Source organism: Paenibacillus sp. F4, from assembly GCF_002894905.1.
GTDB lineage: Bacteria > Bacillota > Bacilli > Paenibacillales > Paenibacillaceae > Paenibacillus > Paenibacillus polymyxa_B.
In genome coordinates this window covers 23,448-48,346 of record NZ_POVS01000032.1, presented here as the reverse complement: position 1 = coordinate 48,346, position 24,899 = coordinate 23,448, and the positions used below count along the sequence as shown (strand labels likewise).

The following is a 24,899-nucleotide window of genomic DNA, read 5'->3' as shown; positions in this document are numbered from 1 at the left end:
AATTGAATACTCATTTGGAGCTTAGTTTCAAAGCACCAAATGAGTATATTTTATGTAGGGGGATACATCACCTTGAAAAGCCGATTTAACAAATTTATAACGACATTTGCTGCTGTTCTAATGTTGTTTTCTTTAGTTTCACCATACGTAGGAGCAACACCTGAGGGTGAGTCCACTTCGTCGAATTTGCCCGATCTAAGCACTACAGTCACTAGTGCTACTTATGCTACTTATGAGATTCCGGTAGAAGTGCCCAGCACATATGCTGAGCCTACCAATGCTGTGACCACTACTGATGCGACCTATGCAGATGGAGAATACCTGATCGATTACAAAACTTTAAGAAAGACAGTCAGCGGTAGCACTAGGGATTCAAGCTTCAAAACAAACTATACCTATCCTGGAGATTTGATCATTAAGGATGGAAAATACCATTTTTCATTTAAGTTTGCGGAATCTCAAGGTCTTTCGAAATTTTTAGTTGAACAAAACGGGGAAACAGTTCCCGCAAAAATAGAGGTGGATTCTGGGAAAACTTCCGGGACTGTAAGCTTCGATGTTTATGATTTTCATCAAAATGTAAATACGGAGTTTGGATTTAATAGCAGTTCTCCATGGTATGTAGATACCGATCCAGACCGTTCAGTGAAGGAATGGATTGAGTTTGATCCTTCCAGTTTGAGACTTAAAAACTCAACGGAGAATCCAACGGTTCCACCTGTAACACCACCGGTAACGCCTCCTAATACAGGAGAGAAACTCGCTGATTTGGACTTTACCCTTTTGAAAGATGAAAGCAATGAAAAGTCAATGATGGATGGGTATACGGAGAAACCAGGCTCTCTAATTGAGCGTGGTGGTAAACGATATGTCCAATTTACATTAAAGAACAGTAAGCAGATTGATGGTTTCAAGGTAGAGCAAAATGGAGTGTTAACCGACACCTCTGTTGTAAGTGAAGATCAAACTGCGAATACACGAATGATCGAGTTTGAAGTAAAAGATCTGCCTGCCAAGCTGAACGCATGGGTAAGCATCAACTGGCCTGAGCTGGGCTACGTGAATACTTATAATGTGGATCTTCAGCTGGCCTCTGTACCCGTAGCATCAGATTTGGCGGATGGAACGTACTCGATTAACTTTAACGCACTGCATGCCACAAAAGATCAATCGTCAGCCATGGCACAATATCTGTTGTCTCCGGCAACTTTGACGGTATCGAAGGGGCAAAAAGAAGTTTCCTTTACCATTAAAGACAGCACCACAGTAACGGAGTTCAAAACAGAACAAAACGGAACGTTAACAGATGCGGATATTGTAAGGGAGGACAAGACAGCCAATACGCGTGTTGTGAAATTCAAAGTAGCGGATTTGGACGCGATTTTAAATGCACAAGTACACGTGAGCACGACCTACCCGGGTGGGGTTTATGAGATGGATCATAAGCTTCGTCTGCAATTTGACAAGAGCAGCATTGCTAATACTCCATCCCCGGTTGATCCTGGGACGCCAGGAAAGGTTTTAGCTGATGGAACGTATTCAATCCATTTCGATGCATTGCACGCAACAAAGGATCAAAAATCGGCAATGGCGCAATATTTATTATCTCCAGCGACACTGACGGCATTGAAAGGCAAGTATGAAGCTTCCTTTACGATCAAAGACAGTGCCACAGTGACGGAGTTCAAAACAGAACAAAACGGAACGTTAGCAGATGCAGATATCGTAAGCGTGGACAAGAAAGCGGACACACGTGTTGTGAAATTCAAAGTGACCGATTTGGACGCTATTCTGAATGCGCAGGTTCACGTAAGCACGAGCTATAACGGAACGGTTTATGAGATGGATCACAAAATCCGTCTTCAATTTGACCGCAGCAGCATTGCGGTAAAAGGGACTGATGGCGGTACAACTCCCGTGACTGAAAACGGGAGATACAGTATTGATTTCTCCGTACTCAAAAATGGAAGCAATGAAATATCTGTGATGGATGGCTATATGCAGAAACCAGCCACGCTGTTAAGACAGTCCGGTAAAAATGTGATTCAGATCAAAATGGACAAGAGCAGTTGGATCAAAACCTTTAAAGTAAATGGTGCAGAAGCTCCGGTGGTTGAGCAATCGACCTCCGCAGATACAAGAACAGTACAATTTGAAGTGCCAAATCTCTCGGATAAAGTGACAGTGAATACACATGTGATCGTACCTGGATTGGATTTGGGTGGCATCCCATATGATCACGTATATGATGTGCAATTTCAATTCGAGCCTGCTACTATTCGCAGCTTTGTCGAGCCTTCCTCTACAGGAGCTACAGATCCTATCGTCAAATTGGATTTTGACAAGCTTGTCAATGGCAAATATGCTTTGAAATTCAGTATCGTATTGTCAGATGGCTCAACAGCAGTGGATTCTCCGGCGCAACGCTTCATCACTGACGAATCGGCGCAATTGGTCGTGGAAGGCGACAAACGGTTTGTAGGTCTGAAGCTGCAAAACAGTAATGAAGTGAAGGCGTTGCGCATTTGGGACAACGCAAGCGGGGACTACCGAGACGCAGAAGTGACCCAGGAAGATGCAGCAAGCAATACGAAGCACGTTCGTTTTAGCGTAAATGACTTTAAAAACAATGTAAAAGGCCAACTGGTTGTCTATGAAGCCCCTAAAGTGGCAAGTGCCACTCCGATGGTCTTTAAGACTGAGGATCGGGTAGAGAAGGTATACGATTTTGAATTTAAATTCGATACCAGTAATGTAGCTTATTACAACGACAAGAAGTTGGCTGAAGCAGAAAAAGGGAAAAACAACTTAGCGGATGGAGAGTACACTGCGAACTTCCGTGTGCTTGCGAACGGAACGGACAAGGATTCTCTAGCGGCTCCTTTTGTACAAAATCTAGCGAAATTGATTGTGAAAAATGGTAAGGTTCAGGCCCATGTAACCGTTACGGACAACCAGGCTTTGAAGCTATTCCAAACGGATTTTGAAGGCCGTTATGCCAATCCGACGATTATGGGTTCGGACACCAAAGGTGATACGCACACTATTGCGTTCGAAGTGCCTGATCTGGATAAAAAGTTGAGTGTGTACACAGAGGTATATCTGCCTGAGAAATACATTCTAAATGAGAAATTCGGCGGACAGATTCAATTTGACCGTGCGTCGCTTAAAGGTGAGGGAGTCAATGCAGCTACAACTGCAACCGCAACTGAACCGACAGCAGCTTCTACGGACAAGGCAGCAGAAACAACTGCATCTGTGGCTGAAACAAAACCAGTAGTTGAGCCACCGGTTCAAACGGCTTCCAAGAAGCAATACACGATTAATTACAACGTATTTAAAGACAAAACGAGTGAAGCTTCCGTTATGGACGGTTATCTCGACAAGCCAGCTACACTGATTGAAAAGGGAGACAAGCGCTATATTCAAATTACTTTGAAAAATAGCTCCTGGATGCCAGCTCTCCAAGTGGAGCAAAACGGTACCCTGAAAGATGTAGAAGTAATCTCGACATCCGGCGATACACGTGTCGTTCAATTCGAGGTAGGGGACTTGTCTCAGAAAATTGGTGCTCACACACACGTCATTGTGCCTGGTTTGGTCCTTGGCGGAGTGCCGTATGATCACTGGTATACAGTTCAGTTCCAATTTGATGAAGAAAGCCTAAAAGCGAAGTAGCCTCAGGTTGTGATAATCAATGAAGTCTGAATAACAGCAAAGTTTGTATGCGAGCAAGTCTTGGTGCCCCGGCATCAAGACTTGTCAGCATTTACATACCCGAGGAATTTGCAAAAATCCAATAAGCGACTTCTAATGAACAATATGTAGATCGAAATGGTCTAGTTCGTCTATATATTGCACTTTGGAGCGACTAGAATCGAATTTTGCAAAATCCGGATACCCGAAAAGTTGGGGCTCCTACTGCTTTTCTATATTTTGAATTGAGGTGACTGGATTTTCATGAAACGGTATATAGCATTGGCTCAAGGAAGAACGTTTGGTTTGTATATGTTAATCAGCATCGTGATCTTGTTGCTGGCTGGATGTTCGGGAGGAGCACAGGCTGGACAGAATCAGAGCGATGTTTTGAAATCAGCGGCAACATCTAATGCAACCGGAAAGTCGTCTGACGGTAAAGCTCAAGCTCCTCGTATTGTGGCCACTACGGTAGCCATTGCGGAAATCACGGATGCGCTGGGCCTGGATTTGGCTGGTAAGCCGACAAGCACAAAAGTGCTGCCTGACCGTTACAAGGATGTGCCTGATGTGGGTAATCCGATGAGTCCTGATATGGAAAAAGTGATGTCACTGAAGCCGACGGACGTACTGTCAGTGACGACACTGAAATATGATCTGGAGCCTAAATTTAAAGATTTGAACATCAATGCCGAATTTTTGAATTTTGAAAGTCTCGCAAATATGCAAAAAGAGATTCAAAAGCTGGGAGACACGTTTGGCAAGGCCGATAAGGCCAAAGAGATTAATGGAGCGTTGGATGCCAAAGTAGCTGAGATCCAACAAAAAATCAAAGGCAAGAAATCCCCTAAAGTATTGATTTTGCTGGGAGTACCGGGAAGCTATCTGGTGGCTACCGAGCATTCCTATATTGGGGATCTGGTTAAAATTGCGGGCGGAACCAATGTGGTTCAGGGCGAGAAGGTGGAGTTCATTGCCCACAATACCGAAGCCTTGCAGCAATCCAACCCCGATATCATTTTGCGCGCCGCACACGGGATGCCGGATGAAGTAGTGAAAATGTTCGATGAAGAGTTTAAAACTAACGATATCTGGAAGCATTTCAACGCTGTGAAAAATGGGCATGTCTATGATCTGCCTGAACCGTTGTTTGGCACAACAGGGAATTTAGCGGCAAACTCGGCGCTGGATGAGCTGATGAAAATGCTGTATCCTTCGAATTAAAGGAAGCTGATGACATGTCCAAAAAAGTATGGAGCCTTATTGTTGTAATTGTCTTGCTCGTTGGCGTCATGCTGTATTCAGCGATGACAGGCAGTCTCAAGGTGGATTTGAGTCAGTTGGTGACCGGATTGTGGACAGGTACAGATGATCAGGTGAATGTGGTCAAGGACCTGAGACTACCGAGAATTTTCGTGTCCGTAATGGCAGGTGCAGCCCTTGCAGTAGCGGGTGTTTTGCTGCAAGCCGTCATGAAAAATCCGTTGGCGGATGCTGGGGTTATCGGCATTTCTTCGGGAGCTGCATTGATCTCGCTGATTGCGGTGACGGTCTTTCCGGCGCTTTATTTCTGGATGCCGTTCTTTTCATTTATTGGCGGTGCGTTAGCCTGTCTAATGGTTTATGGGTTTTCGTGGAAATCTGGCTTGCATCCGATTCGTCTCATTCTGATCGGGGTAGCTGTGAACGCTATTTTTTCCGGTCTAGGTCAGTCGTTTAACTATCGAGGCAGTTATGCGGTCACCAGCATTAACCAGGTCACTACATCAACCTTGTCTATGAAAAAATGGGTAGATGTCGAGGTTATTGTGACCTATGGCGGGATTGGGCTAATTTTAGCCATGCTCGTGTTCTCTTGGTGCAATTTCTTGTCCCTTCAAGATAAAACGGCTAAAAATCTAGGATTCAATGTAACACGCGCACGACTTTTGATTTCTGTGATTGCAGTGCTGCTTGCAGCAACGGCTACAGCCATCGCGGGAGTGATTGCCTTTATCGGCCTGCTCGTTCCGCATTGTGCCCGCTACCTAGTTGGCTCGGATCATAAGTGGCTGATTCCATTTTCCGCATTATGTGGCGGCTTGCTGTTGCTGCTCGCGGATACACTGGGGCGGACAGTGCTTGCTCCCAATGAAATCCCGGCTTCTATTATTATGGCCGTCATTGGCGGGCCGTTCCTGATATTCCTGATCAGAAAGGCGGATCGCACCTATGGACATTAAGGATATAACCTTCTCATATGATCGGAAAACAGATCGTCTACATGCTATTAATGCTGTTATTGAGTTGGGACGGATTACGACCATTATTGGTCCCAACGGATGCGGCAAATCGACGTTGCTCAGTGTGATGTCCAACAATGCTATTCCCCGCTTGGGCCAGGTGGTTCTGGACGGCAAGGAGATAGCCCACTACAAGCCCAAGGAGCTGGCCCGTCAACTGGCAGTAGTCCATCAGCAGAACGAGGCACCTTCCGACTTGACTGTAGAAAAGCTCGTCAGCTTCGGCAGGTTGCCCCATAAGAATATGTTTACAGCGAGACGTGTTGAGGATGAGGAAGCGATTGAGTGGGCGATAGCCTGTACTAACCTGAACGAACGTAGAACTCGCACGTTGGATCAGCTCTCAGGAGGAGAACGGCAGCGTGTATGGATTGCAATGGCCTTGGCACAGCGGACGCCAATTTTATTTTTGGATGAGCCGACCACCTATTTGGATATGTACTACCAGCTTGAAATTTTAGAGCTCATTCGGCAGTTAAACCAGGAACATGGACTGACCATCGTGATGGTGCTGCATGATATCAATCAGGCTATTCGGTATAGCGATGTAATGATTGCCATGAAGGAAGGGCGTATTATAGCGAACGGTCCACCTACAGAGGTCGTTACATCTGAACTGATCCAGGCGGTCTATGACGTGGAGGTCGTAATCAAACAGGATGATGAAGCGGGCATGTACCTCATTCCGATAGGTGTCGGGGTTTCCTGACATTTACAAGCGTGCAGTACGTCAATGCTGCGACTGAATAACACGTCTTTCCTCGTGGTATCTTAACGAATTTAAAACATGAAAATGGTTCTGGTTCATGTGTTTGTCAGGCGACAATGGTGGAGACAGATGTTCTGTGAAAATAAAGTGTTAGACTGAAAAATAAAGCATTAGACCGTGAAAATAAAGTTGTAGACTGGCAGCTGGCATTAGCCGACGGGCAGGCTAACGCAACCATTAGATGGACTTATTGTTCTCATATGATACAATATACCCCAGAAATATCTTCGCGGGTTCATGAAAAGCAGCGATGATGAACTAATAGGAGACCAACACAAAAAAGTGGTAGTTTTATGGATATGCAATAGTCTACTATAGGATCTTATTCCTCGGTTCGTCTAACTGATTGTAACGGAGATTCATGAAGTGCCTGGAGAGATGGAAATAAAAGTGTTGCCTGACAATGGACAGAGCGGGACTGGAAGAGCGGAAGTGGAGTGGCAAAGCCCATAAGCGTAGGTCACAGCTCATAATACGAACGGAGAACTATAGCTTAACCAAGAAATTACTGAAAAGTGCGGAGGATAATTTGGATCGCAATTCGCTGGAATCGAGCGGAGATTCACTTCGCAGACAACTGGTGCCACTACGCGCCGAATGGAACTTGGTACTAAAAGGAGGGGCAGGACACATGCGAGAAGAACAGGAAATATTCGCGGGCGAAGGATATAACAGGTCGTACGCAATTGCTACGGGTCTGCCGATTTTGAATATTAGGGGTAGCTTATCGCGTGAAAGTAACGGCCAACTACCTTTTCCGTGGGTGTCAACGGGCATCAAGATTGATAAAGAACAGATGTTGGAAACCGTTATGAAGCAGAAGTCACTCGAGTATTTGTTCAAGATGCAATTCAGTAAGGAGGAAATGACCGACCGCAATTTGGTTGTAGGCTGTTATGAATACAAGAATCCGAATGACAAGGAACAAATAACGCTATATGCGCTGGTTTCGTTGAAGGAATTTCTCGCGAGATACGGCGATGAACGGGCATTGGAGATTCTGATGCGAGTTGGCTGCGCATACGAGAAGATTATGGATGAATGCGATGAAGCCATTGAAGAACACTATGCAGTGTTGCGCCGGGCACTTCATTTGAAGAATCTGAGGGACAAATATGATGTCGTTTACGAGTGGGTTGAAGAGGAAGGGCAGAAGACGTACATAAACAGATACACCAAATCGAGTTATACGAAGATTAAGGCTGAATCATTCGTAGAGTTAACCAAACTCTATGATGAGCAACGGAAGAAGGACGCAAAGAAGACGTTCTCGACTCTGGAGCCATTAGAAGCATTCATGCAAGTATAAGAAAACCGCCCCTTTACGGGGCGGTTATTCAACATTTCATCGAAGATTCGAGGAATATCCAGTGATAGAGAGGATTCTCGACAGTCGCATCGGAAAGTGCTGACCCGTACGATTCAGGGAGAATTTATCGCCTCGGTGTTTCTTACTGACGGCAAGCCGATCGGCAGCACCGAAACGGTTGTAGATATCAACGGGGATGGCATGTTCTCGCTCCCCAGTGGCAAGTCCTTCGAGGCGTGACAGCGCGACTGGCTGGATCGGTACGGCGGATGACAAGAACCTCATCTTATATCAAATAAACTTTATCAAAACAGCCAGTCTTATCGCATGAAATAATTTTGCACCACTTGTTACGCTAACAGAGAACGTTAGTTCAATAAACCAGCGGCAGTCTAAGACTTTATTTTCAGGTCCTTGACTGCCGCTGGTTTTATATTTGGGTCAGTCTAAAACTTATTATTCCAAGTCTGACGATTTAGCAATTCAGAATCAGCTTAGGACCAACAAATCCAGTCTAAATCTTTATTTTCATCGGACAACAGAAGCATTTTTTATTTTATTTATAAGATATTGGATGAGATTCAGGGGCGGTTATACTTATACTACGGTTCGAATCCGATCTTTTGTGTGTTATACTATTGCCGTCGGTAATTTTGTGTTTAGCACTTTACTAATGATAAGGATGGTATGCTTATATGATCAGTACAAGCGGCGTAACGCTTCGTTATGGTAAACGCCCACTTTTTGAAGACGTAAATATCAAATTTACTCCTGGGAACTGCTACGGCCTGATTGGGGCGAATGGCGCGGGTAAATCCACCTTTTTGAAAATTCTTTCCGGTGAAATCGAAGCCAATTCTGGCGAGGTTCACATGACACCGGGTGAACGGATGGCAGTCCTCAAGCAGAACCATTATGAATACGATGAATTCCCGGTTCTGGAAACCGTTATTATGGGTCACACGCGTCTGTATGAAATCATGAAGGAAAAGGATGCGCTGTATGCCAAAACGGAATTTACCGAAGCGGACGGTCTACGTGCCGGTGAGCTTGAAGGTGAATTTGCGGAGCTGAACGGATGGGATGCCGAGCCGGATGCAGCTTCCTTGCTGATCGGTCTTGGTATTCCGCGTGACCTGCATGACAAGAACATGTCTGAGATGAGCGGGAACGACAAGGTACGCGTTCTCTTGGCTCAAGCGTTGTTTGGTCGTCCGAACAATTTGCTGCTTGATGAGCCTACCAACCATTTGGATCTCGAATCCATTCAATGGCTGGAAAATTTCTTGATGGACTATGAAGGCACCGTCATTGTTGTATCCCATGACCGTCACTTCCTGAACAAGGTGTGTACGCATATTGCGGATATCGATTTTGGTAAAATCCAGATGTACGTAGGCAACTATGACTTCTGGTACGAGTCCAGCCAGCTTGCGCTTGCATTGACTCGTGATGCGAACAAGAAGAAGGAAGAAAAGATCAAGGAACTGCAAGCCTTTATTCAGCGCTTTTCCGCGAATGCTTCCAAGTCCAAACAGGCAACTTCACGTAAAAAGCAACTGGATAAAATTACGCTGGACGATATCCGTCCTTCAAACCGTAAATATCCGTTCATTAACTTCAAGCCTGAGCGTGAAGCGGGCAAACAACTGCTGACAGTAGACAGTCTCAGTAAAACCGTTGAAGGCGAGCAAGTGTTGAACGAGTTCAGTCTGGTTGTGAACAAGGGCGATAAAATCGCGTTTGTGGGTCCGAACGGTTTGCCTAAATCGACGCTCTTCCAGGTGTTGATGAACGAGATTGAAGCAGACAGCGGAGAATTTTCTTGGGGGATTACAACTAGCCAGGCTTATTTCCCGAAAGATAATTCCACCTATTTTGAAGGCGTGGATATGAATCTTGTGGAATGGCTCCGTCAATATTCCAAGGATCAGGACGAAACGTTCCTGCGCGGCTTCTTGGGACGTATGCTTTTCTCTGGAGAAGAAGCGCTTAAGAAAGCAAGTGTGCTGTCCGGGGGCGAAAAGGTTCGCTGTATGCTGGCGAAAATGATGCTGAACGGTGCCAATGTGTTGCTGCTGGAAGAACCGACCAACCACTTGGATCTCGAGTCCATCACAGCGCTGAACAATGGTCTGATTGATTTTGACGGTACTATATTGTTCACATCTCATGACCACCAGTTTATTCAAACGATCGCGAACCGCATCGTGGAAATTACACCAAACGGCGTAATTGACCGTACGATGAGCTATGATGAGTACTTGGAAAATGAAGAAATCACAAAGTTGCGTGAACGTATGTATCCGGTAGAAATCGGCTAACTTCAGCAACTAGATAAACGAAAGAGGAGCTCCTTCAGGCCATTAAGATGGCAGGGAGACTCCTCTTTTTCGTTTTTGTACCATGCCCATAGCTTACTTGGTTCTGGCAGTGAGGTACGCCAGACCTTTGATACCCTATAAAGGCTATGAGGTGGATTATGATCCGCCTGTACGACGGCGTTGGTTGTTCGGCTTCTTCGTATTTTGGCTTTTCAGTGTTTTGGTGGAACCGCCTTGAAAACCGCCCTGCTGTGAAGCGCCGGACTGCTGTTTTTTTTGTGCCAGCTTTTCCCGAATGGCATCTGCGAGATTAACTTTACGTGGTTCATTGGCATCGCTCATGAATAAATTCCTCCTGTTGCCGCCAGATTCATGTCAATCATGCTGGATTGAAGAAAAACGCGGCTGTGTCCTCATTTTATACGTTTTTAAAAGAAGGGACAAGGGCAACAATGATAACACACATCTGGGGTGGGGTGGAAGAGAAAACGTCTGCTTTTTGTGTGAAGGAAAAAGTGTTTTGTGTAACCTACAGGAATGGGGCCTGGCAATACTTTTTCGTTGTTACTACAGCGATGCAAAGCGGAAAGACTGTTTCTCTAGACCCACACAAAGTTCGTCTGCTATCCTGAAAATAACAGTTAACCAAAGAAAAATTGTTATTATTCAGGGCAGCAACGCTGCTATTTTTATTTTGGGCCCGGTGAGATCGTTCTGCTGGAAACTATATACTCGAAGGAGTGTCCTACGTTGTGGTAAATGTCTATGAAGAAATACGAAAAGGTGAGCGTGGGGCGTGGGTGAGCATTGCTGCTTATCTCTTGCTGTCCGCCTTTAAGCTGATTAGCGGATATGTATTTGCTTCTAGCGCGTTGCGGGCGGATGGCTTCAATAATGTCACCGATATTGTAGTGTCGGTTGCTGTACTAGTGGGGCTGAGAATTTCCCAAAAACCACCGGACTCTGACCATGCCTATGGACATTTTCGGGCAGAAACAATCGCGGCACTGCTGGCGTCCTTTATTATGGCTGTCGTCGGTTTGCAGGTGCTTATTGATGGGATAGGGAGCATTTTCAAGGGCGGAAAGCAAATACCGGATATCACCTCCGCGGGTGTAGCTGTGATTTGTGCAATGATTATGCTGGGAGTGTACCTTTACAATAACAGACTGGCACGGCAAATTAACAATAAGGCTTTGCTGGCAGCGGCCAAGGATAATCTATCGGATGCGCTTGTCAGTGTTGGGGCAGCAGTTGGCATTATCGGCGCACAGTTCGGCCTACCCTGGCTGGATACTGTAGCTGCGATTGCGGTAGGATTCATCATTTGTAAAACAGCGTGGGATATTTTTAAGGATTCCACGCACAGCTTGACCGATGGATTTGATGAGCAAGAGCTGTCTGACTTACGGAGTACGATTGCCTGTATACCTGGAGTAGAGGGGATTCGGGACGTTAAGGCACGTGTACACGGCAATCATGCGCTGGTGGATGTGGTCATTGAGGTGAATCCGCAACTCAGCCTGATTGAAGGGCATCGGATCAGCGACCGGATTGAGGAACGCCTGCAAGAGGTTCATAATACGATGCATGTCCATGTCCATGTAGAACCCAAATTATAGATTAATTATTGAATAGTTAGTATTAAAAGTGACTTTAGACCTATATGCAAAAGGCGTATACGCTTCCTTTTGTGACGTTTGGATTATATCTCTCTTCCTGCTGCTTTTACTATAATGAAGGCATGTCCGGCTATATTCGTCGGAATTGGATATGCTCTTCAAATTCGTAAAAACAGCCAGGAGGTGCAACATTGAGAAGACGCGTGATGGGAATGCTCATGACGTCAGCCGCGCTGTTGGCAGCAATTCATGTGGCGCCGGGTCAGGTTGACGCAGCGGCATCAACAGCATCCACAGGACAGAAGGCGGTTATTCAGGCGGCTGTAAAGCTTAGATCCGGTCCTTCGACTACAGGGGATGTAGTCAGCTTTATGAAGCAAGGAGAGGCCGTAACGGTATTGGAGAAAACGAACAGCTATTGGTATAAGATCAAGACTTCTGATGGAGTAACCGGATACACTAGCAGCTCCGACAAGTACATAAAAATTGGCGCTACCAGCGTCGCTGCTGCTGTCACCCCGTCTACCACTCGTAAATCGGAAGCCACAGAGTCAGTTAAAAATGTTTCAGCTAAAGAGGCAGTGGCCTCAGTGAATAGTTCTGCCGGTCAAACGAAAGCCACGATTCAAACGTCCGTTCGTTTGCGGGCGGAGGCATCCACTTCTTCCGAGGTTTTGGGCTATTTGAATGCAGGGGATGTCGTTACGATTACCGACCCAAGTAATGCTTATTGGTTCAAGGTTACCAATGCTGATGGTACGGTGGGCTACGTCAGCTCGTCTCCACAGTATATTCGTATTGGTGAGGGCGTTGTTGTGCAGCAGCCTGTGTCTGCTCCGGTGACAACCACTCCTGATACTACCGCAATACCTGCGACAGCCTCTCCTGTGTCAACTATGAACATGTTTTCCGGTGATGCAGCGGCTGCAATAGAGCAGGTTATTAACACGGGGATGACTTATCTCGGAACTCCATATGAATATGGTTCAGATCGCAACAGTACGGCTACTTTTGATTGCTCGGCATTTACCCGTCAAATTTTCCGTCAGGCTGTAGGTATCCAGCTTCCGGCAGATTCTCGTTCACAGGGTGAGTGGATCAAGCAAAACAGTCAGCCGAATACAGACATGACTACGCTGAAGCGTGGCGATTTGCTCTTCTTTACAAATTATAATGCATCTTCCGGGGCGTACACGTCCTTGGATAATTCCTCCCAAACGATTACACACGTAGCTGTATATTTGGGAGACAACAAGCTTCTCCATACGTTTTCTGTAGCGGGTGGCGGTGTAAAAGTTACGGATTTCAGCAAGCCTTGGCAGGATCGTTTCCTGTTTGGGGGTAGCGTGATTCAATAAAGCGCCGCTAACTGTTAAAAAGCTGCATCAAAAAAGGATGTTCCACAGCCCTGTTGACCAGGGTGGGAACATCCTTTTTTTTATAAACATTTATTGCTTTTGTACTGCTAGCATCCGATAACTATGAAACCCGTTTTCTTCCGGTAAAGAGTGAAATGACGAACAACACCAGAAATATCACAAATAATATTTTAGCGATTGTAGCAGCTATGGACACGACGATACCAAAAAAACCTAAGATCCCGGCGATCACAGCAAAAATTAAGAATAAAGCGGACCATTTTAGCATGTTCTGTATCCTCCTTTAATTGTATATAATGTGGCATACTCACGCTCCGATAGAGCGTGGTTGCAGATGACAATGACTTCTATAGATTATTCGTGGCTGTGCCATCGTTATATGGTGTTTTAAACGGTGCGAGAGTCCGTGAATCATAACGTTTGGAGCGGAGAAGAAGCCAGCCTGGACGTTGTTTCGTGTCTGAATCTAAAGGGTAACTATGCAGTAATCATAAACATCATCGTGAAAGACGAAAGAGAGGTTACGCTATGTTAACACAGGTCAGCATTTTTATTATTGCTATCGCATTTGCAGTTCTCGTTATTTTCCTCATCAAAACATTGAAAGCAGCACAAGGCTCTCTGGATAAGGTGACTCAAACCTTGCAGGATGTACAAAAAACGATAGATGAACTGAGTTATGAAGTAAAACAAACGGTTCGACATGCAAATGACATCACCGCAGACGTTGATCATAAATTGAAGCAAGTGGAGCCAGTGATGGAATCGATTAGAAACTTGGGAGAGGTACTCAGCGAAGTGACGCTGGCTGCCAAGCAGGCTTCAACAGCGTTAATGACACGGTTTCAGAAATCGCATAGCGCTGCGAGTAATACTTCCAGAACGGATCACGCGATCAAGGCAACGACACCGAATAGACCTTTGACCGCAACGGAGCGGACGGTTCAGAGCTACAATGCGACTTATGAGGAGCCTGCGGCCAAGCCGGGTAAAAACTGGTTGGGTTATGTAGACATCGCTGCTGGGGTGTGGCAGAAAATGCGTCAGTAGCATAGTGGCTGAACCGTAAACTACAGGGAATTCATTGAAAGGGTGAGATTTATGATGAAGACGTTATTACTAGCTGCTGGTTTGCTCACTCCCTTTTCCGGACAGGATACGGTTCAGCAAACCGTTTCTCCGCAAACAGCGGGGCATATGGTTAGGACTGTGCAGACGATACCCGCTCCACATGCAGTACCAGCAGATTTTCATACCTTAAATGGCATATCATTGGATGATACACGTGCCGATGTATTGAAAAAGCTGGGCAAGCCACAACGAGTCAAAAAGGATATGCTGCTGCTTTCTACAGAATACCAATATCCAGATGTTGTCGTAGGTATGCGTGAGGACGTCGTTTCTTATGTGCATGTAGATCCTGCTGCCGGTCGAATCAAGGTGAATGATAAGTGGCTGCCGCTGCAACGAAAAACGCTGGATCAGGCGTTGGGTGGCTCGCAATTCACGGCGGAAGACGGAGAGGTATATGTACGCGGACAACGTGCAATCAAAGTGTTTATGGATGAGACGTCTGATAAACCTAAGTATGTTGAGTTTTTTGATGAAACGGAATGGTAATCGATTTTTACGAGGCGTGACATAACATGGAAGTTTCAAATGGATATGTGAAGTGTAATAGTCAGAGAAGTCAATCCTTAAAGGAGCGTGAGAAACATGAATCAGACCAATCATAAATCTTATGCCAAAGTGGTAGATAACGGTGTACAAGCCGTTGAAGCAGTAAATGAGTTGCGTAACACGGGCTATCGTTATGAGGATGTGTTCGTGCTCGCTCATGATCAGGATCGGACAGATCGTATTGCCGATACGGTGGATGCCAAGGAAATCGGGATTAAGGAAGAGGGCGTTTTCGACTCATTAGCCAACTTGTTCCGTTCTCGCGGCGATGAGCTTCGTGCTAAAATTACTTCTTTGGGATTTACAGATACCGAAGCTGACTTTTATGAAAAAGAACTGGATCAGGGTAAAGTGCTGGTCATTGCTAAAAAAGCGTGATATTGCTGTTCACCATAAAAGCAGAGTGACATTAGATTCGAAAAGAGAATGTTGACCGCAGCACAAGTGTTTCGGGGGTCCTCCAAAAACATAGATAAGGAATGGGGTTTTAGCCCCATTCCTTATCTATGTTTTTGGAATGCCTTCTTACGGAAACACTACTTCTAATCAACAAGGGTGTTGCCGTTTAAGCAGGTATAGTATAATACATGAGTTACAGATAAGGAGAGGCCAATGAGAATTCTAATTGTTGACGATAACCCGACGAATGTCATTATTATTCGTGAAATACTGAAAAAAGAAAATTATCGGGATGTGATCTCTGCCAGCTCGGCCGCAGAAATGTTGGAGCATCTGGGAATCGGCGACCGTACCATTAGTCTTCGACCCCGTCCTTCCGATATTGATCTGGTGCTGCTGGATATGATGATGCCTGAAATGGACGGCATTGAAGCTTGCAGTATTGTCCAGGAATATGAGCATTTAAAAGATATTCCGATTATTATGGTAACGGCTGTAGGCGATTCCAAAAAATTGGCCGAAGCTCTGGATGTGGGAGCTGTCGATTACGTCACGAAGCCGATCAACAAGGTAGAGCTCATGGCACGAATTCGGTCTGCCTTGCGTCTCAAACAGGAGAAGGACTGGCATAAGGATCGGGATCAGCGAATTCAGGATGAGTTGAAGCTGGCCGCGATGGTGCAGCAGGCGGTGCTTAGTCCTGCCATCCATGACCCAGTGCTGCAAGTGAATGCGCTCTATCAGCCTTCCTTTGAACTGGCAGGGGATTTATATTCATGGTATCCGTTAGGGGAGGGGCGATATGCCATCATTTTGCTTGATATGATGGGGCATGGCATTTCTTCCTCGCTGTTCTGCATGTTCATTGCGTCTGTACTTAAGGATACGGTGACCACATATGTGGAGCCTGAGAAAGTCATACAAGAGCTGAATCGTCGTTTTAACCAACTGGATCTGGGCAAGCAGCTGGTACAGTATTATTTTACGGCGATTTATATGGTGATTGATACCCGTTCACGGCGAATTGACTATGTAAATGCGGGACATCCTCCCGGTTTGCTGTTCAACCAGGATGGCAGCATTACCAAATTTGACCGTGCATGTAGCCCGGTTGGTTTGTTTGATAAGATTGATGCAGAAATGCACACGATTCATTATGAAGGAACTGGACATATCGCTTTGTATACGGATGGCTTGCTGGAAGCGGTGGAAGGTGAATATGAGGAGCAGTTGGAGTATCTGACTGAGTGTCTACGTAAGTATGAGGAATGGAACGAAGAAGCGATGCTGGATGCATTTTTTCGTAATGAGACGCCGCAGGATCGCGATGATGATAAGTGCCTGATCTGGATTTCATTGAAAGAGGGAGAGAGCTTGCATGAAAATCAGAAATAAACTGCTGATCGGCTTTGGATCGCTTATGGCGATCCTCCTTGTGCTGACGCTAATCAGCTATGACCGTATGGGGAACCTGAATGAGCAGCTGAATCAGGTTTACCAGGACCGATATGTGAAGGTCCGGAAAACAACGGCTATTCGCGGTCAGGTGAATGATATGGCCAAAGTGATGGCCAACCTGATTTTAAATCCGGGCTCCTCCGTCGGCGAGGCCAAACGTGAGCTCGATGATATTTCTGCTACTGGAACGAAAGTGCTGGCAAGTTTGCAAACATATTCAGGCACCAGTGAAGAGCAGCAGCAGGTTGATCGGGTAGCCGTCGCCTGGAATGAATTTTTAAGTTACGAACAAAGGTTAGTTTCCTTACTGGGACAAGATCGCATTGATGAGGCTAACGCTTTCCGCAATAGTACTGGTTTGCCTGCTCAAGAGGAGGCAATGGATAGCATTAATGCCCTTGCCGTTTTTCAGGATCGGGAGATTGATAACGACATGAAGCAAGCCAATCAGGCCTATGAGGAATCTGTGCAGATTACCACAATTCTGATGGCCGCCGGTCTGATCATGGGCTTACTGGTTATTTTGTGGGTGCTCCCAAGCATTGCCAAAGGTCTAAATATCGTGAATCTCATGATTAACGGTTTTGGCAAGGGGAAATACAGGGCCATTAGCCGAATGAGTGTTTCTTCCAAGGATGAAATCGGGGAGGTCGCTCGTGTATTTCAACAAATGGCCGGGGACTTGGAAGAAAAGCGGAAATTCGAGCATTCCGTCCTTCAAACGCAGAAGGATCAAACTTGGCTTAATGCCAATACTGCACGGGTAACTGAGCTGTTCCGTGGTGTGAATTCACTGGAGCAGGTTGCTCAGATGTTCATTAGTGAGTTTACGCCCATCTTGGGAGGCAGCTATGGAGCCATCTATTTGCAAGGGAAAGATGTAGAAGACAACCAATTTAAGTTATACGGCTCCTATGCAAAGGTGACTGGCGAAAATTCGATTAGGGACGTTATCCATGTGGGCGAAGGATTGCTCGGACAATGTGTTCTGGATCGTAAGCCGATCTTGATTACAGAGGCTCCTGACGGATATTTGTCCATAGGCTCTGCCCTAGGAGAAAGTAAGCCAGTGGGAATTATGATTTTCCCTATCTTGTTCGAGGATGAGTGCATCGGTGCTGTAGAGATAGCATCACTGGATCGCTTCAGTGATCTGGAAACGAAGCTGTTTGCTCAATTAGTAGAGAGCATGGGGATCATTCTGAACAACATCAAGGGACGGATGCGTGTAGAGCAATTGCTGCGCGAATCTCAGGCACTTACTGAGGAATTGCAATGCCAATCCGAGGAACTACAAACTCAGCAAGAGGAACTCAAGCGCTCCAACGAAAATTTGGAGGAGCAAACAGAAGAGCTCAAGCGTTCAGAGGAATTGTTACAACGTCAACAAGAAGAATTGGAGCATTTTAATACTGAACTGATTGCCAAAACCAGAGCGCTAGAAGAACAGGTTCGAGAAGTGGAAGAAAAGAACGACGAGATTGAACATGCACGAGCTCAGTTGGAGCAACAGGCAATGCAGCTAGGAATCACAAGCAAATACAAATCCGAGTTTTTGGCCAATATGTCTCATGAGCTGCGTACTCCGCTAAATAGCTTGCTTATTCTTTCTCAGCTCTTGTCTGAGAACAAGGAAGGCAATCTCAAGCCAAAGCAGGTGGAATATGCACAAACCATTTATATGTCAGGCGCCGATTTGTTGAAAATGATTGATGAAATTCTGGATTTATCCAAAGTGGACGCTGGAAAAATGGATATTAACCATGAAGCGGTCCACTTGAAGGAACTGGAATTGTTTGTGGAGCAGAATTTTGCTCCGGTTGCAGCCCAACGTGAGCTTCAACTGCATACCGAAATCGAAGAGAACCTGCCGGATGCCATTATCAGTGACGGTTATCGTCTCAAACAAATTTTACGTAATTTGCTGTCCAATGCCTTCAAGTTCACCACGGAAGGTTCTATTAGTTTCAATGTATCTCGGGCAAATGGAGAGCAGCTTCCTGGTCTGCTAAATCCACGAAGATCCTATCTGGCTCTATCTGTGCGTGATACGGGCATTGGGATTGCTTCCGATAAAACGGATCTGATCTTCGAAGCCTTCCAGCAGGTAGACGGTACAACCAGCCGGAAATATGGGGGGACAGGACTAGGTCTGTCGATCAGCCGCGAGCTTTCCAGATTGTTGGGCGGCGTTATTACGGTGGAATCCGAGCAGGGACAGGGCAGTTGCTTCACACTGTATTTGCCGGAACAAACGCCAACGGCTGAGGATATGGATTCTCATTCGAGAGAGGGATTTAACGGTACGGATGTGAATTCGGATTTTGAGAATGTGGAAGCCTCGGCAGAAACGGACCTTCCCATGATTATGCCTGCTGAACGGTTGCCATTATATCAGATGCCTTCGAAAAACAAAGCGGCGGACATTATACATCCGGGGGACGACCGAAACGAGATTACCTCACAGGATAAAGTGCTGCTGATTATTGAGGATGATATTAATTTTGCTAATATTTTGTACGATATGGCCCGTAGCCGGGGCTTTAAGGCACTGATCGCTCTCCAAGGAGACGATGGGCTCAACATGGCTCAGTCTTATTTGCCGGACGCCATTATATTAGATATTCAATTACCTGTGATGGATGGCTGGTCTATTTTGGGCGAGCTAAAAGGAAATTCATCGACACGTCATATTCCAGTGCATGTTATTTCGGTCATAGATGATGTGAAGCAGGGCTTGATGATGGGCGCGATTGCCTATCTCAAAAAGCCTTCTTCGAAGGAAAGTCTGGATAAGGCATTTTCACATATCAAATCGTATACGGACCAAATGGTCAAACGTCTTCTTGTGGTTGAAGATGATGATAATCAGCGTAAATCCATTATTGAGCTGATCGATCATGATGATGTTGCCATTACGGCGGTATCGACAGGTCAGGAAGCACTGAATGAGCTGGCCACCCAGCGGTATGACTGCATGGTACTGGATCTGATGCTGAGCGACATGACTGGTTTTGAACTGCTGGATCGTATTCGAGAGAATGAGCAGCTAACTGATCTGCCGATCATTATTTATACAGGCAAAGATCTGGATAGCAAAGAAGAAACGCAACTTCGTAAATATGCAGAGTCTATTATTATTAAGGATGTTAAATCGCCGGAACGGCTTTTGGACGAAACAACGTTGTTCTTGCATCGTGTAGAGGCGAATCTTCCTGAGGACAAACGCAAAATTTTGCAGAAGCTATACAACAAGGAAGAGCTGTTTGAAGGTAAAAAAATATTGTTGGTAGACGATGATATTCGCAATGTATTTGCTCTGTCCAGTGTGCTGGAAAGCTATCGTATGGAGGTTACCTTTGCGGAAAATGGAAGAGAAGCACTGGAACTGCTGGAACAGACACCTGATTTTGATCTGGTGCTGATGGATATGATGATGCCGGAAATGGATGGATATGAAGCGATGCGACGTATCCGGCTAATGCCACAATTCGAGAAGATGCCTATTATTGCCCTGACAGCCAAGGCCATGAAGGATGATCGTTCCAAGTGTATTGAGGCAGGCGCTTCCGATTATGTAAAAAAACCGATTCAAACCGAACAGCTTTTATCATTAATGCGGGTGTGGTTGTATTCGTAACCCAAAAAAATGGGTAATATAAATCGACACATGATTGGAGCGGCACAGGCAAAACCTATTTACGAATTGGAGAGAGATTATGACATCTAAGGATATGGCGGATAATGCTGCTAAGGAAATAAAATCGAACGACGCTGAGCGAGAAATGATTGAGATTGAGCTGTTGCTGGAAGGTATACATCGGCTGTACGGCTACGATTTTCGTAACTATGCTCTGCCTTCGATTAAGCGGCGTGTTTATTATCATGCGCAGTCCGAGAATGTAAGCACGATATCAGGACTTCAGGAGAAGGTGCTGCATGATCGCAGCGCCTTCGATAGACTGGTACAAAGCCTTTCTATTCCGGTGACCGAGATGTTCCGTGACCCGGAGCTGTTTCTGAATTTCAGGCAGAAAATCATTCCTATTTTGCGAACGTATCCGTACATTCGAATCTGGCATGCAGGTTGCTCCACTGGTGAGGAAGTATATTCTATGGCGATCTTGCTGCATGAAGAAGGCTTATATGATAAGGCCCGCATTTATGCGACGGATATGAATAACCTGTCTTTACAGCAGGCGAAGGAAGGCGTATACGGGATCGACCGAATGAAGCTGTATACCAAAAATTATTTGGAGTCCGGGGGCACACAATCGTTCTCTGAATATTATACAGCCAAGTATGATTCAGTGATGTTTCATCCTTTTTTACGGAAAAATATTATTTTTGCGGAGCACAACTTAGCGACTGACCGGTCCTTTAATGAGTTCAATGTTATTTTTTGCCGGAATGTCATGATCTATTTTAACGACGAACTTCGCAACCACGTGCATGGGTTGTTCTATGATAGCTTGAGTCATTTTGGTGTGTTGGTGCTTGGGGCCAAGGAATCCATACATTTTACCGATTATAGTGATTCCTACGAGCCGCTGGACCGGATAGAAAAAATATACCGGAAGATTAAATAGAGATGCTTAGGAGGATTCCATGGGGCTTCATGAACCGATTCATATATTGCTGGTAGATGACAGACCTGAGAACCTGCTCGCTCTTGAGGCAGTGCTGGAGAGTGAACAATATAATCTGGTAAAAGCCACATCCGGGGAAGAAGCGCTGCGATGTCTATTAAAAGATGAATTCGCACTTGTAGTCCTTGATGTACAGATGCCGGGTATGGATGGAATTGAGACTGCGAAGTTAATCAAGGCTAGAGAGAAAACAAAGGATATTCCGATTATCTTTATTTCAGCTAACAGCAAGGAAGCAGAGCATTTGTTTGCGGGATATTCAGCAGGTGGTATTGATTATATGGTGAAGCCGTTCATCCCTCAAATTCTCAAGTCTAAAATTGAAGGCTTCGTGCAAATGTATCTGACAAACAAACGCTTGAAGACACAGTCCATGCTGCTTCACCACAAGACGCAGGAGCTCGAGAAGATGAACAGCGAACTGATTGCCGCCAAGGAGGCAGCAGAGATTGCTGCCAATGCCAAAACGGAATTTCTGGCAATGATGAGCCATGAGATCCGCACACCTATGAATGGCGTTATTGGCATGATTGATCTGCTGATGGAGACGGAGCTGCAAAGCGACCAACAGGAATATGCCGATATCATCCGTCGCAGTGCAGACGCGCTGGTAGCGGTCATTAATGATATTCTGGACTTTACCAAGCTGGAGTCAGGCAAAATGGAGGTAGAGGAATATCCTTTTGATCTGGTTTCCTGTATCAAGGAAGTTTTCAGCCTGTTTACGGTAGAAGTCAACCGAAAGAATTTGGAGCTGGTTTATTTTCTCGATGAACAGATGCCACCGGTGTTATATGGAGATATGGGGAGATTGCGTCAAGTACTGATTAACCTAGTATCCAATGCCGTCAAATTTACAGACCGGGGCGGGGTATATGTCTTCGCATCTGTCAAAGAGCAAAGCGACAATGGACTTACCGTAGAGTTTTCTGTGAAGGATACAGGCATTGGCATTGATTCGGCTAAGGTCGGAAAGCTGTTTCAGCCCTTTTCCCAACTGGATTCTTCAATGACGCGTAAATATGGTGGTACCGGGTTAGGACTCGCCATTTGTAAAACCTTAGTGAATATGATGGGCGGAGATATCCGTGTAGATACGAGCGGAGAACAGGGCGTGACGTTTCATTTTACAATGAAGCTCGGCTTTGCTCAGGAAAATGAACTGGAGGGGGAGTCCAGCCACGATTGGGAAATTCCACATCAGGAGTCTCCAAGCCGTAAACCTGTACTGGTCGTAGATGATCATCCGATTAACCAGAAGCTAATGGTTAATATACTGGATAAGCTCGGTTTAGCTTCAGATGTGGCAGCAGATGGGCAACAGGCGCTTGATATGGTCATGGCGAATCAGGACTATGATTATATCTTTATGGACTTGCAGATGCCTGTGATGGACGGTCTGGAATGTACGGGTAGAGTGCGTGAGCAATTAGCGGGAAGATCCCAACCTGCCATTATCGCCATGACGGCTAACGTCATGGAGGGTATTCAGCCTCGATGTATTGAAGCTGGGATGAACGATTATATTAGTAAGCCCGTTAAAATCAGCAGTGTAAAGCAGGCGTTGCTACGGCATTCTCCGGACCATTTTCCAATGCAGTCGGGTAAAGATCAAATCAATGAAGCCTAGATGGTGGCATTTGGTAGTGTTTAAAAAGTTATACCGTGATTCAAACGCTCGTATAATGGGTTAGTATGTAGGGAAATCTTTTTTCGGGAGAGTAGGCCTATGAATACAAATAAAAATGAGAAGTTTAATGCAATTACAGAAACAACCGATGGCGTAAATACCGTTTATCTGAGTGGAGAGTTGGATCTTTCGGTAGCACCTGATTTTCGTCTGGTGATGGAGCCTTTGGTGGGGGAGTCCAGCCAAGATTTGATTATTAACTTGAGAGACCTTAAATACATTGACAGCACGGGTATTGGTATCTTGTTATCCATTTTAAAAGCAAGGCATGGGATGGAGTCTCGCTTTGCTGTTCAAGAGGTACCGCCTCAAATTCAAAAGCTGTTTGATATGACCGGTATTGCCAAATTCTTTGTCCCCCAGGAGAATTCCCAATAGGAAAGGAAAGAAAAAGAAATGAATGCTCAAATTCAAAAAGTAGTTCTTAATTTGCCGGCAACTGCTGACTTTGTTGATATTGTAAGATTAAATTTATACGGTATTGCCGCGAAAATGGGATTCTCTTATGAGGATATTGAAGACATGAAAGTGGCTGTATCGGAAGCCTGTAATAACTCTGTCCTTTATGCTTATGGTCATGAGGGGGGAGTCGTGGAAGTAATATTCGAATTTGATGAAGTTTCGTTGTCCATTCGTGTCAAAGATGAAGGGGAGAGCTTTGAACGTGTGGAGGACCCGTCCCGCATCGCATCCTTGCATGACAAGGAGTTGAATGATGCGCAGATAGGCGGATTAGGCTTTTATCTCATGCAGGCGCTTATGGACGATGTCCATATCTTGAATGAGACAGGAAAAGGCACCGAAGTGGTGCTTGTAAAGCGACTGACCAGAAGTGAGGAAAGAGTATGAATGAAAAGGTAACTCCCCCGGAGTCGATGGATGAAGCCGTTGGTCTAATCTGGGAGTACCAGCAAACAAAAGATAACGAGATTGCTACCGTGCTGATCCGCAAGTATGAGCCGATGGTCAAGATGGCTGCCGGGAAGATCTCCCGTAACCGTCCGGACTTATACGAGGATTTATATCAGACCGGTCAGATGGCTTTGATACGTCTGCTTCAGCAATACGATATCAGCTTGGGTATCCCATTTGAACCGTACGCTATGAAAAGTATGCTGGGACATATGAAAAATTATTTGCGCGACAAATCCTGGTACATCCAGGTTCCTCGCCGCATTAAAGAAAAGGGTGCGCTTGTTCAACATGCTATTGATGAACTGACCGTTAAATTGGAACGCTCACCCAATGTGGACGAGATTGCGACCTATTTGGATCTTACCGTGGAAGAAACGATTGAGGTGCTTGCTGGCCGTGAGTGCTATCACTATGTTTCACTGGACTCGCCTTTATCCCAGGAAGAGAGTGCAGCTACGTTAGGCGAGCTCATTAGCTCGGATGCTAACGATTATGACACTGTGGAAAAACGAATGGATTTGCAGCAGGCTTTAAGCCAACTGAAGGAGCAGGAACAAAAGGTGCTTCTTCTGGCATTTCAGGACGGTCAATCTCAACGTGCGATTGCACAGACGTTGGGCGTATCGCAGATGAGCGTTTCCCGTATTCAGAAGCGAGCAACGGAAAAGCTGAAGCAGATTATGTCTAATTCCTCTATTTCATGAGAAGACCGCGGAATTCTTGGCTT

Annotated in this window: 20 protein-coding genes; 18 read left to right on the top strand and 2 right to left on the bottom strand. The window is 45.5% G+C overall.

Annotated elements, in window-relative coordinates:
* The first annotated feature begins 72 nt into the window (after positions 1-72).
* The 6 genes from C1T21_RS26285 to C1T21_RS26260 all read left to right on the top strand — a co-directional run bounded on the left by C1T21_RS26285 (position 73) and on the right by C1T21_RS26260 (position 10,380).
* Positions 73-3,678 (top strand): NEAT domain-containing protein, encoded by a 3,606-nt coding sequence (locus tag C1T21_RS26285; RefSeq protein ID WP_103050314.1) that lies wholly within the window; start codon positions 73-75, stop codon positions 3,676-3,678.
* Between the two features lie 282 nt (positions 3,679-3,960).
* A complete protein-coding gene (gene isdE / locus C1T21_RS26280) occupies positions 3,961-4,920 on the top strand; it encodes a heme ABC transporter substrate-binding protein IsdE (protein WP_103050313.1) in 960 nt (319 codons plus the stop codon).
* 14 nt (positions 4,921-4,934) lie between these two features.
* Positions 4,935-5,918, top strand: coding sequence for a FecCD family ABC transporter permease (locus tag C1T21_RS26275; RefSeq protein WP_103050312.1), 984 nt, complete (start codon positions 4,935-4,937; stop codon positions 5,916-5,918).
* Positions 5,908-6,687 (top strand): ABC transporter ATP-binding protein, encoded by a 780-nt coding sequence (locus tag C1T21_RS26270; RefSeq protein ID WP_103050311.1) that lies wholly within the window; start codon positions 5,908-5,910, stop codon positions 6,685-6,687. Before C1T21_RS26275 ends, C1T21_RS26270 begins: the two co-directional genes overlap by 11 nt.
* 463 nt (positions 6,688-7,150) lie before the next feature.
* Positions 7,151-8,056: a hypothetical protein gene (locus C1T21_RS26265; protein ID WP_223821953.1), complete on the top strand. Its 906-nt coding sequence runs from the start codon at positions 7,151-7,153 to the stop codon at positions 8,054-8,056.
* A 695-nt stretch (positions 8,057-8,751) separates the two neighbouring features.
* Positions 8,752-10,380, top strand: coding sequence for an ABC-F family ATP-binding cassette domain-containing protein (locus tag C1T21_RS26260; protein ID WP_103050310.1), 1,629 nt, complete (start codon positions 8,752-8,754; stop codon positions 10,378-10,380).
* A gap of 156 nt (positions 10,381-10,536) precedes the next feature.
* Here C1T21_RS26260 and C1T21_RS26255 read toward each other — a convergent pair whose 3' ends face one another.
* Positions 10,537-10,722: a hypothetical protein gene (locus C1T21_RS26255; protein WP_029517162.1), complete on the bottom strand. Its 186-nt coding sequence runs from the start codon at positions 10,720-10,722 to the stop codon at positions 10,537-10,539.
* Positions 10,723-11,132: 410 nt separating this feature from the next.
* Here C1T21_RS26255 and C1T21_RS26245 point away from each other — a divergent pair, with 410 nt between their 5' ends.
* Positions 11,133-12,002, top strand: a complete 870-nt coding sequence (locus tag C1T21_RS26245) for a cation diffusion facilitator family transporter (RefSeq protein ID WP_103050308.1) — start codon at positions 11,133-11,135, stop codon at positions 12,000-12,002.
* A 191-nt stretch (positions 12,003-12,193) separates the two neighbouring features.
* Complete coding sequence (locus tag C1T21_RS26240) at positions 12,194-13,360, top strand: C40 family peptidase (RefSeq protein ID WP_061831469.1); 1,167 nt, start codon at positions 12,194-12,196, stop codon at positions 13,358-13,360.
* Between the two features lie 121 nt (positions 13,361-13,481).
* Here C1T21_RS26240 and C1T21_RS26235 read toward each other — a convergent pair whose 3' ends face one another.
* On the bottom strand, positions 13,482-13,649 hold the full coding sequence (locus C1T21_RS26235; RefSeq protein WP_028541846.1) for a DUF1328 domain-containing protein: 168 nt from the start codon (positions 13,647-13,649) through the stop codon (positions 13,482-13,484).
* Between the two features lie 260 nt (positions 13,650-13,909).
* Here C1T21_RS26235 and C1T21_RS26230 point away from each other — a divergent pair, with 260 nt between their 5' ends.
* The 10 genes from C1T21_RS26230 (at position 13,910) to C1T21_RS26185 (ending at position 24,876) form a co-directional block, all read left to right on the top strand.
* Complete coding sequence (locus tag C1T21_RS26230; RefSeq protein ID WP_103050307.1) at positions 13,910-14,431, top strand: DUF948 domain-containing protein; 522 nt, start codon at positions 13,910-13,912, stop codon at positions 14,429-14,431.
* Positions 14,432-14,482: 51 nt separating this feature from the next.
* Positions 14,483-15,001, top strand: a complete 519-nt coding sequence (locus C1T21_RS26225) for a hypothetical protein (protein ID WP_028541848.1) — start codon at positions 14,483-14,485, stop codon at positions 14,999-15,001.
* Between the two features lie 96 nt (positions 15,002-15,097).
* Positions 15,098-15,439, top strand: coding sequence for a YflT domain-containing protein (locus C1T21_RS26220; protein ID WP_023990277.1), 342 nt, complete (start codon positions 15,098-15,100; stop codon positions 15,437-15,439).
* Positions 15,440-15,673: 234 nt separating this feature from the next.
* Positions 15,674-16,855: a PP2C family protein-serine/threonine phosphatase gene (locus C1T21_RS26215; protein ID WP_028541849.1), complete on the top strand. Its 1,182-nt coding sequence runs from the start codon at positions 15,674-15,676 to the stop codon at positions 16,853-16,855.
* Positions 16,839-20,558 carry a response regulator gene (locus tag C1T21_RS26210; RefSeq protein WP_103050306.1) on the top strand — a complete coding sequence of 1,240 codons (3,720 nt, stop codon included), beginning with the start codon at positions 16,839-16,841 and terminating at the stop codon, positions 20,556-20,558. Before C1T21_RS26215 ends, C1T21_RS26210 begins: the two co-directional genes overlap by 17 nt.
* A 79-nt stretch (positions 20,559-20,637) precedes the next feature.
* Positions 20,638-21,507, top strand: coding sequence for a CheR family methyltransferase (locus tag C1T21_RS26205; RefSeq protein WP_103050305.1), 870 nt, complete (start codon positions 20,638-20,640; stop codon positions 21,505-21,507).
* 19 nt (positions 21,508-21,526) lie between these two features.
* Complete coding sequence (locus C1T21_RS26200; protein ID WP_103050304.1) at positions 21,527-23,197, top strand: response regulator; 1,671 nt, start codon at positions 21,527-21,529, stop codon at positions 23,195-23,197.
* A gap of 99 nt (positions 23,198-23,296) precedes the next feature.
* Positions 23,297-23,635 (top strand): STAS domain-containing protein, encoded by a 339-nt coding sequence (locus C1T21_RS26195; protein ID WP_023990272.1) that lies wholly within the window; start codon positions 23,297-23,299, stop codon positions 23,633-23,635.
* An 18-nt stretch (positions 23,636-23,653) separates the two neighbouring features.
* On the top strand, positions 23,654-24,106 hold the full coding sequence (gene rsbW / locus C1T21_RS26190) for an anti-sigma B factor RsbW (RefSeq protein ID WP_023990271.1): 453 nt from the start codon (positions 23,654-23,656) through the stop codon (positions 24,104-24,106).
* A complete protein-coding gene (locus C1T21_RS26185; protein WP_013311929.1) occupies positions 24,103-24,876 on the top strand; it encodes a sigma-70 family RNA polymerase sigma factor in 774 nt (257 codons plus the stop codon). The genes rsbW and C1T21_RS26185 overlap by 4 nt, the downstream gene beginning before the upstream one ends.
* Positions 24,877-24,899: the final 23 nt, after the last annotated feature.

Coding starts and splice junctions, on each gene's coding strand:
- C1T21_RS26235 (WP_028541846.1), bottom strand. CDS start 13,649: ATGCTAAAATGGTCCGCTTTATTCTTAATTTTTGCTGTGATCGCCGGG.
- C1T21_RS26255 (WP_029517162.1), bottom strand. CDS start 10,722: ATGAGCGATGCCAATGAACCACGTAAAGTTAATCTCGCAGATGCCATT.
- C1T21_RS26225 (WP_028541848.1), top strand. CDS start 14,483: ATGATGAAGACGTTATTACTAGCTGCTGGTTTGCTCACTCCCTTTTCC.
- rsbW (WP_023990271.1), top strand. CDS start 23,654: ATGAATGCTCAAATTCAAAAAGTAGTTCTTAATTTGCCGGCAACTGCT.
- C1T21_RS26185 (WP_013311929.1), top strand. CDS start 24,103: ATGAATGAAAAGGTAACTCCCCCGGAGTCGATGGATGAAGCCGTTGGT.
- isdE (WP_103050313.1), top strand. CDS start 3,961: ATGAAACGGTATATAGCATTGGCTCAAGGAAGAACGTTTGGTTTGTAT.
- C1T21_RS26195 (WP_023990272.1), top strand. CDS start 23,297: ATGAATACAAATAAAAATGAGAAGTTTAATGCAATTACAGAAACAACC.
- C1T21_RS26270 (WP_103050311.1), top strand. CDS start 5,908: ATGGACATTAAGGATATAACCTTCTCATATGATCGGAAAACAGATCGT.
- C1T21_RS26260 (WP_103050310.1), top strand. CDS start 8,752: ATGATCAGTACAAGCGGCGTAACGCTTCGTTATGGTAAACGCCCACTT.
- C1T21_RS26265 (WP_223821953.1), top strand. CDS start 7,151: ATGGACAGAGCGGGACTGGAAGAGCGGAAGTGGAGTGGCAAAGCCCAT.
- C1T21_RS26230 (WP_103050307.1), top strand. CDS start 13,910: ATGTTAACACAGGTCAGCATTTTTATTATTGCTATCGCATTTGCAGTT.
- C1T21_RS26205 (WP_103050305.1), top strand. CDS start 20,638: ATGACATCTAAGGATATGGCGGATAATGCTGCTAAGGAAATAAAATCG.
- C1T21_RS26200 (WP_103050304.1), top strand. CDS start 21,527: ATGGGGCTTCATGAACCGATTCATATATTGCTGGTAGATGACAGACCT.
- C1T21_RS26215 (WP_028541849.1), top strand. CDS start 15,674: ATGAGAATTCTAATTGTTGACGATAACCCGACGAATGTCATTATTATT.
- C1T21_RS26220 (WP_023990277.1), top strand. CDS start 15,098: ATGAATCAGACCAATCATAAATCTTATGCCAAAGTGGTAGATAACGGT.
- C1T21_RS26275 (WP_103050312.1), top strand. CDS start 4,935: ATGTCCAAAAAAGTATGGAGCCTTATTGTTGTAATTGTCTTGCTCGTT.
- C1T21_RS26210 (WP_103050306.1), top strand. CDS start 16,839: ATGAAAATCAGAAATAAACTGCTGATCGGCTTTGGATCGCTTATGGCG.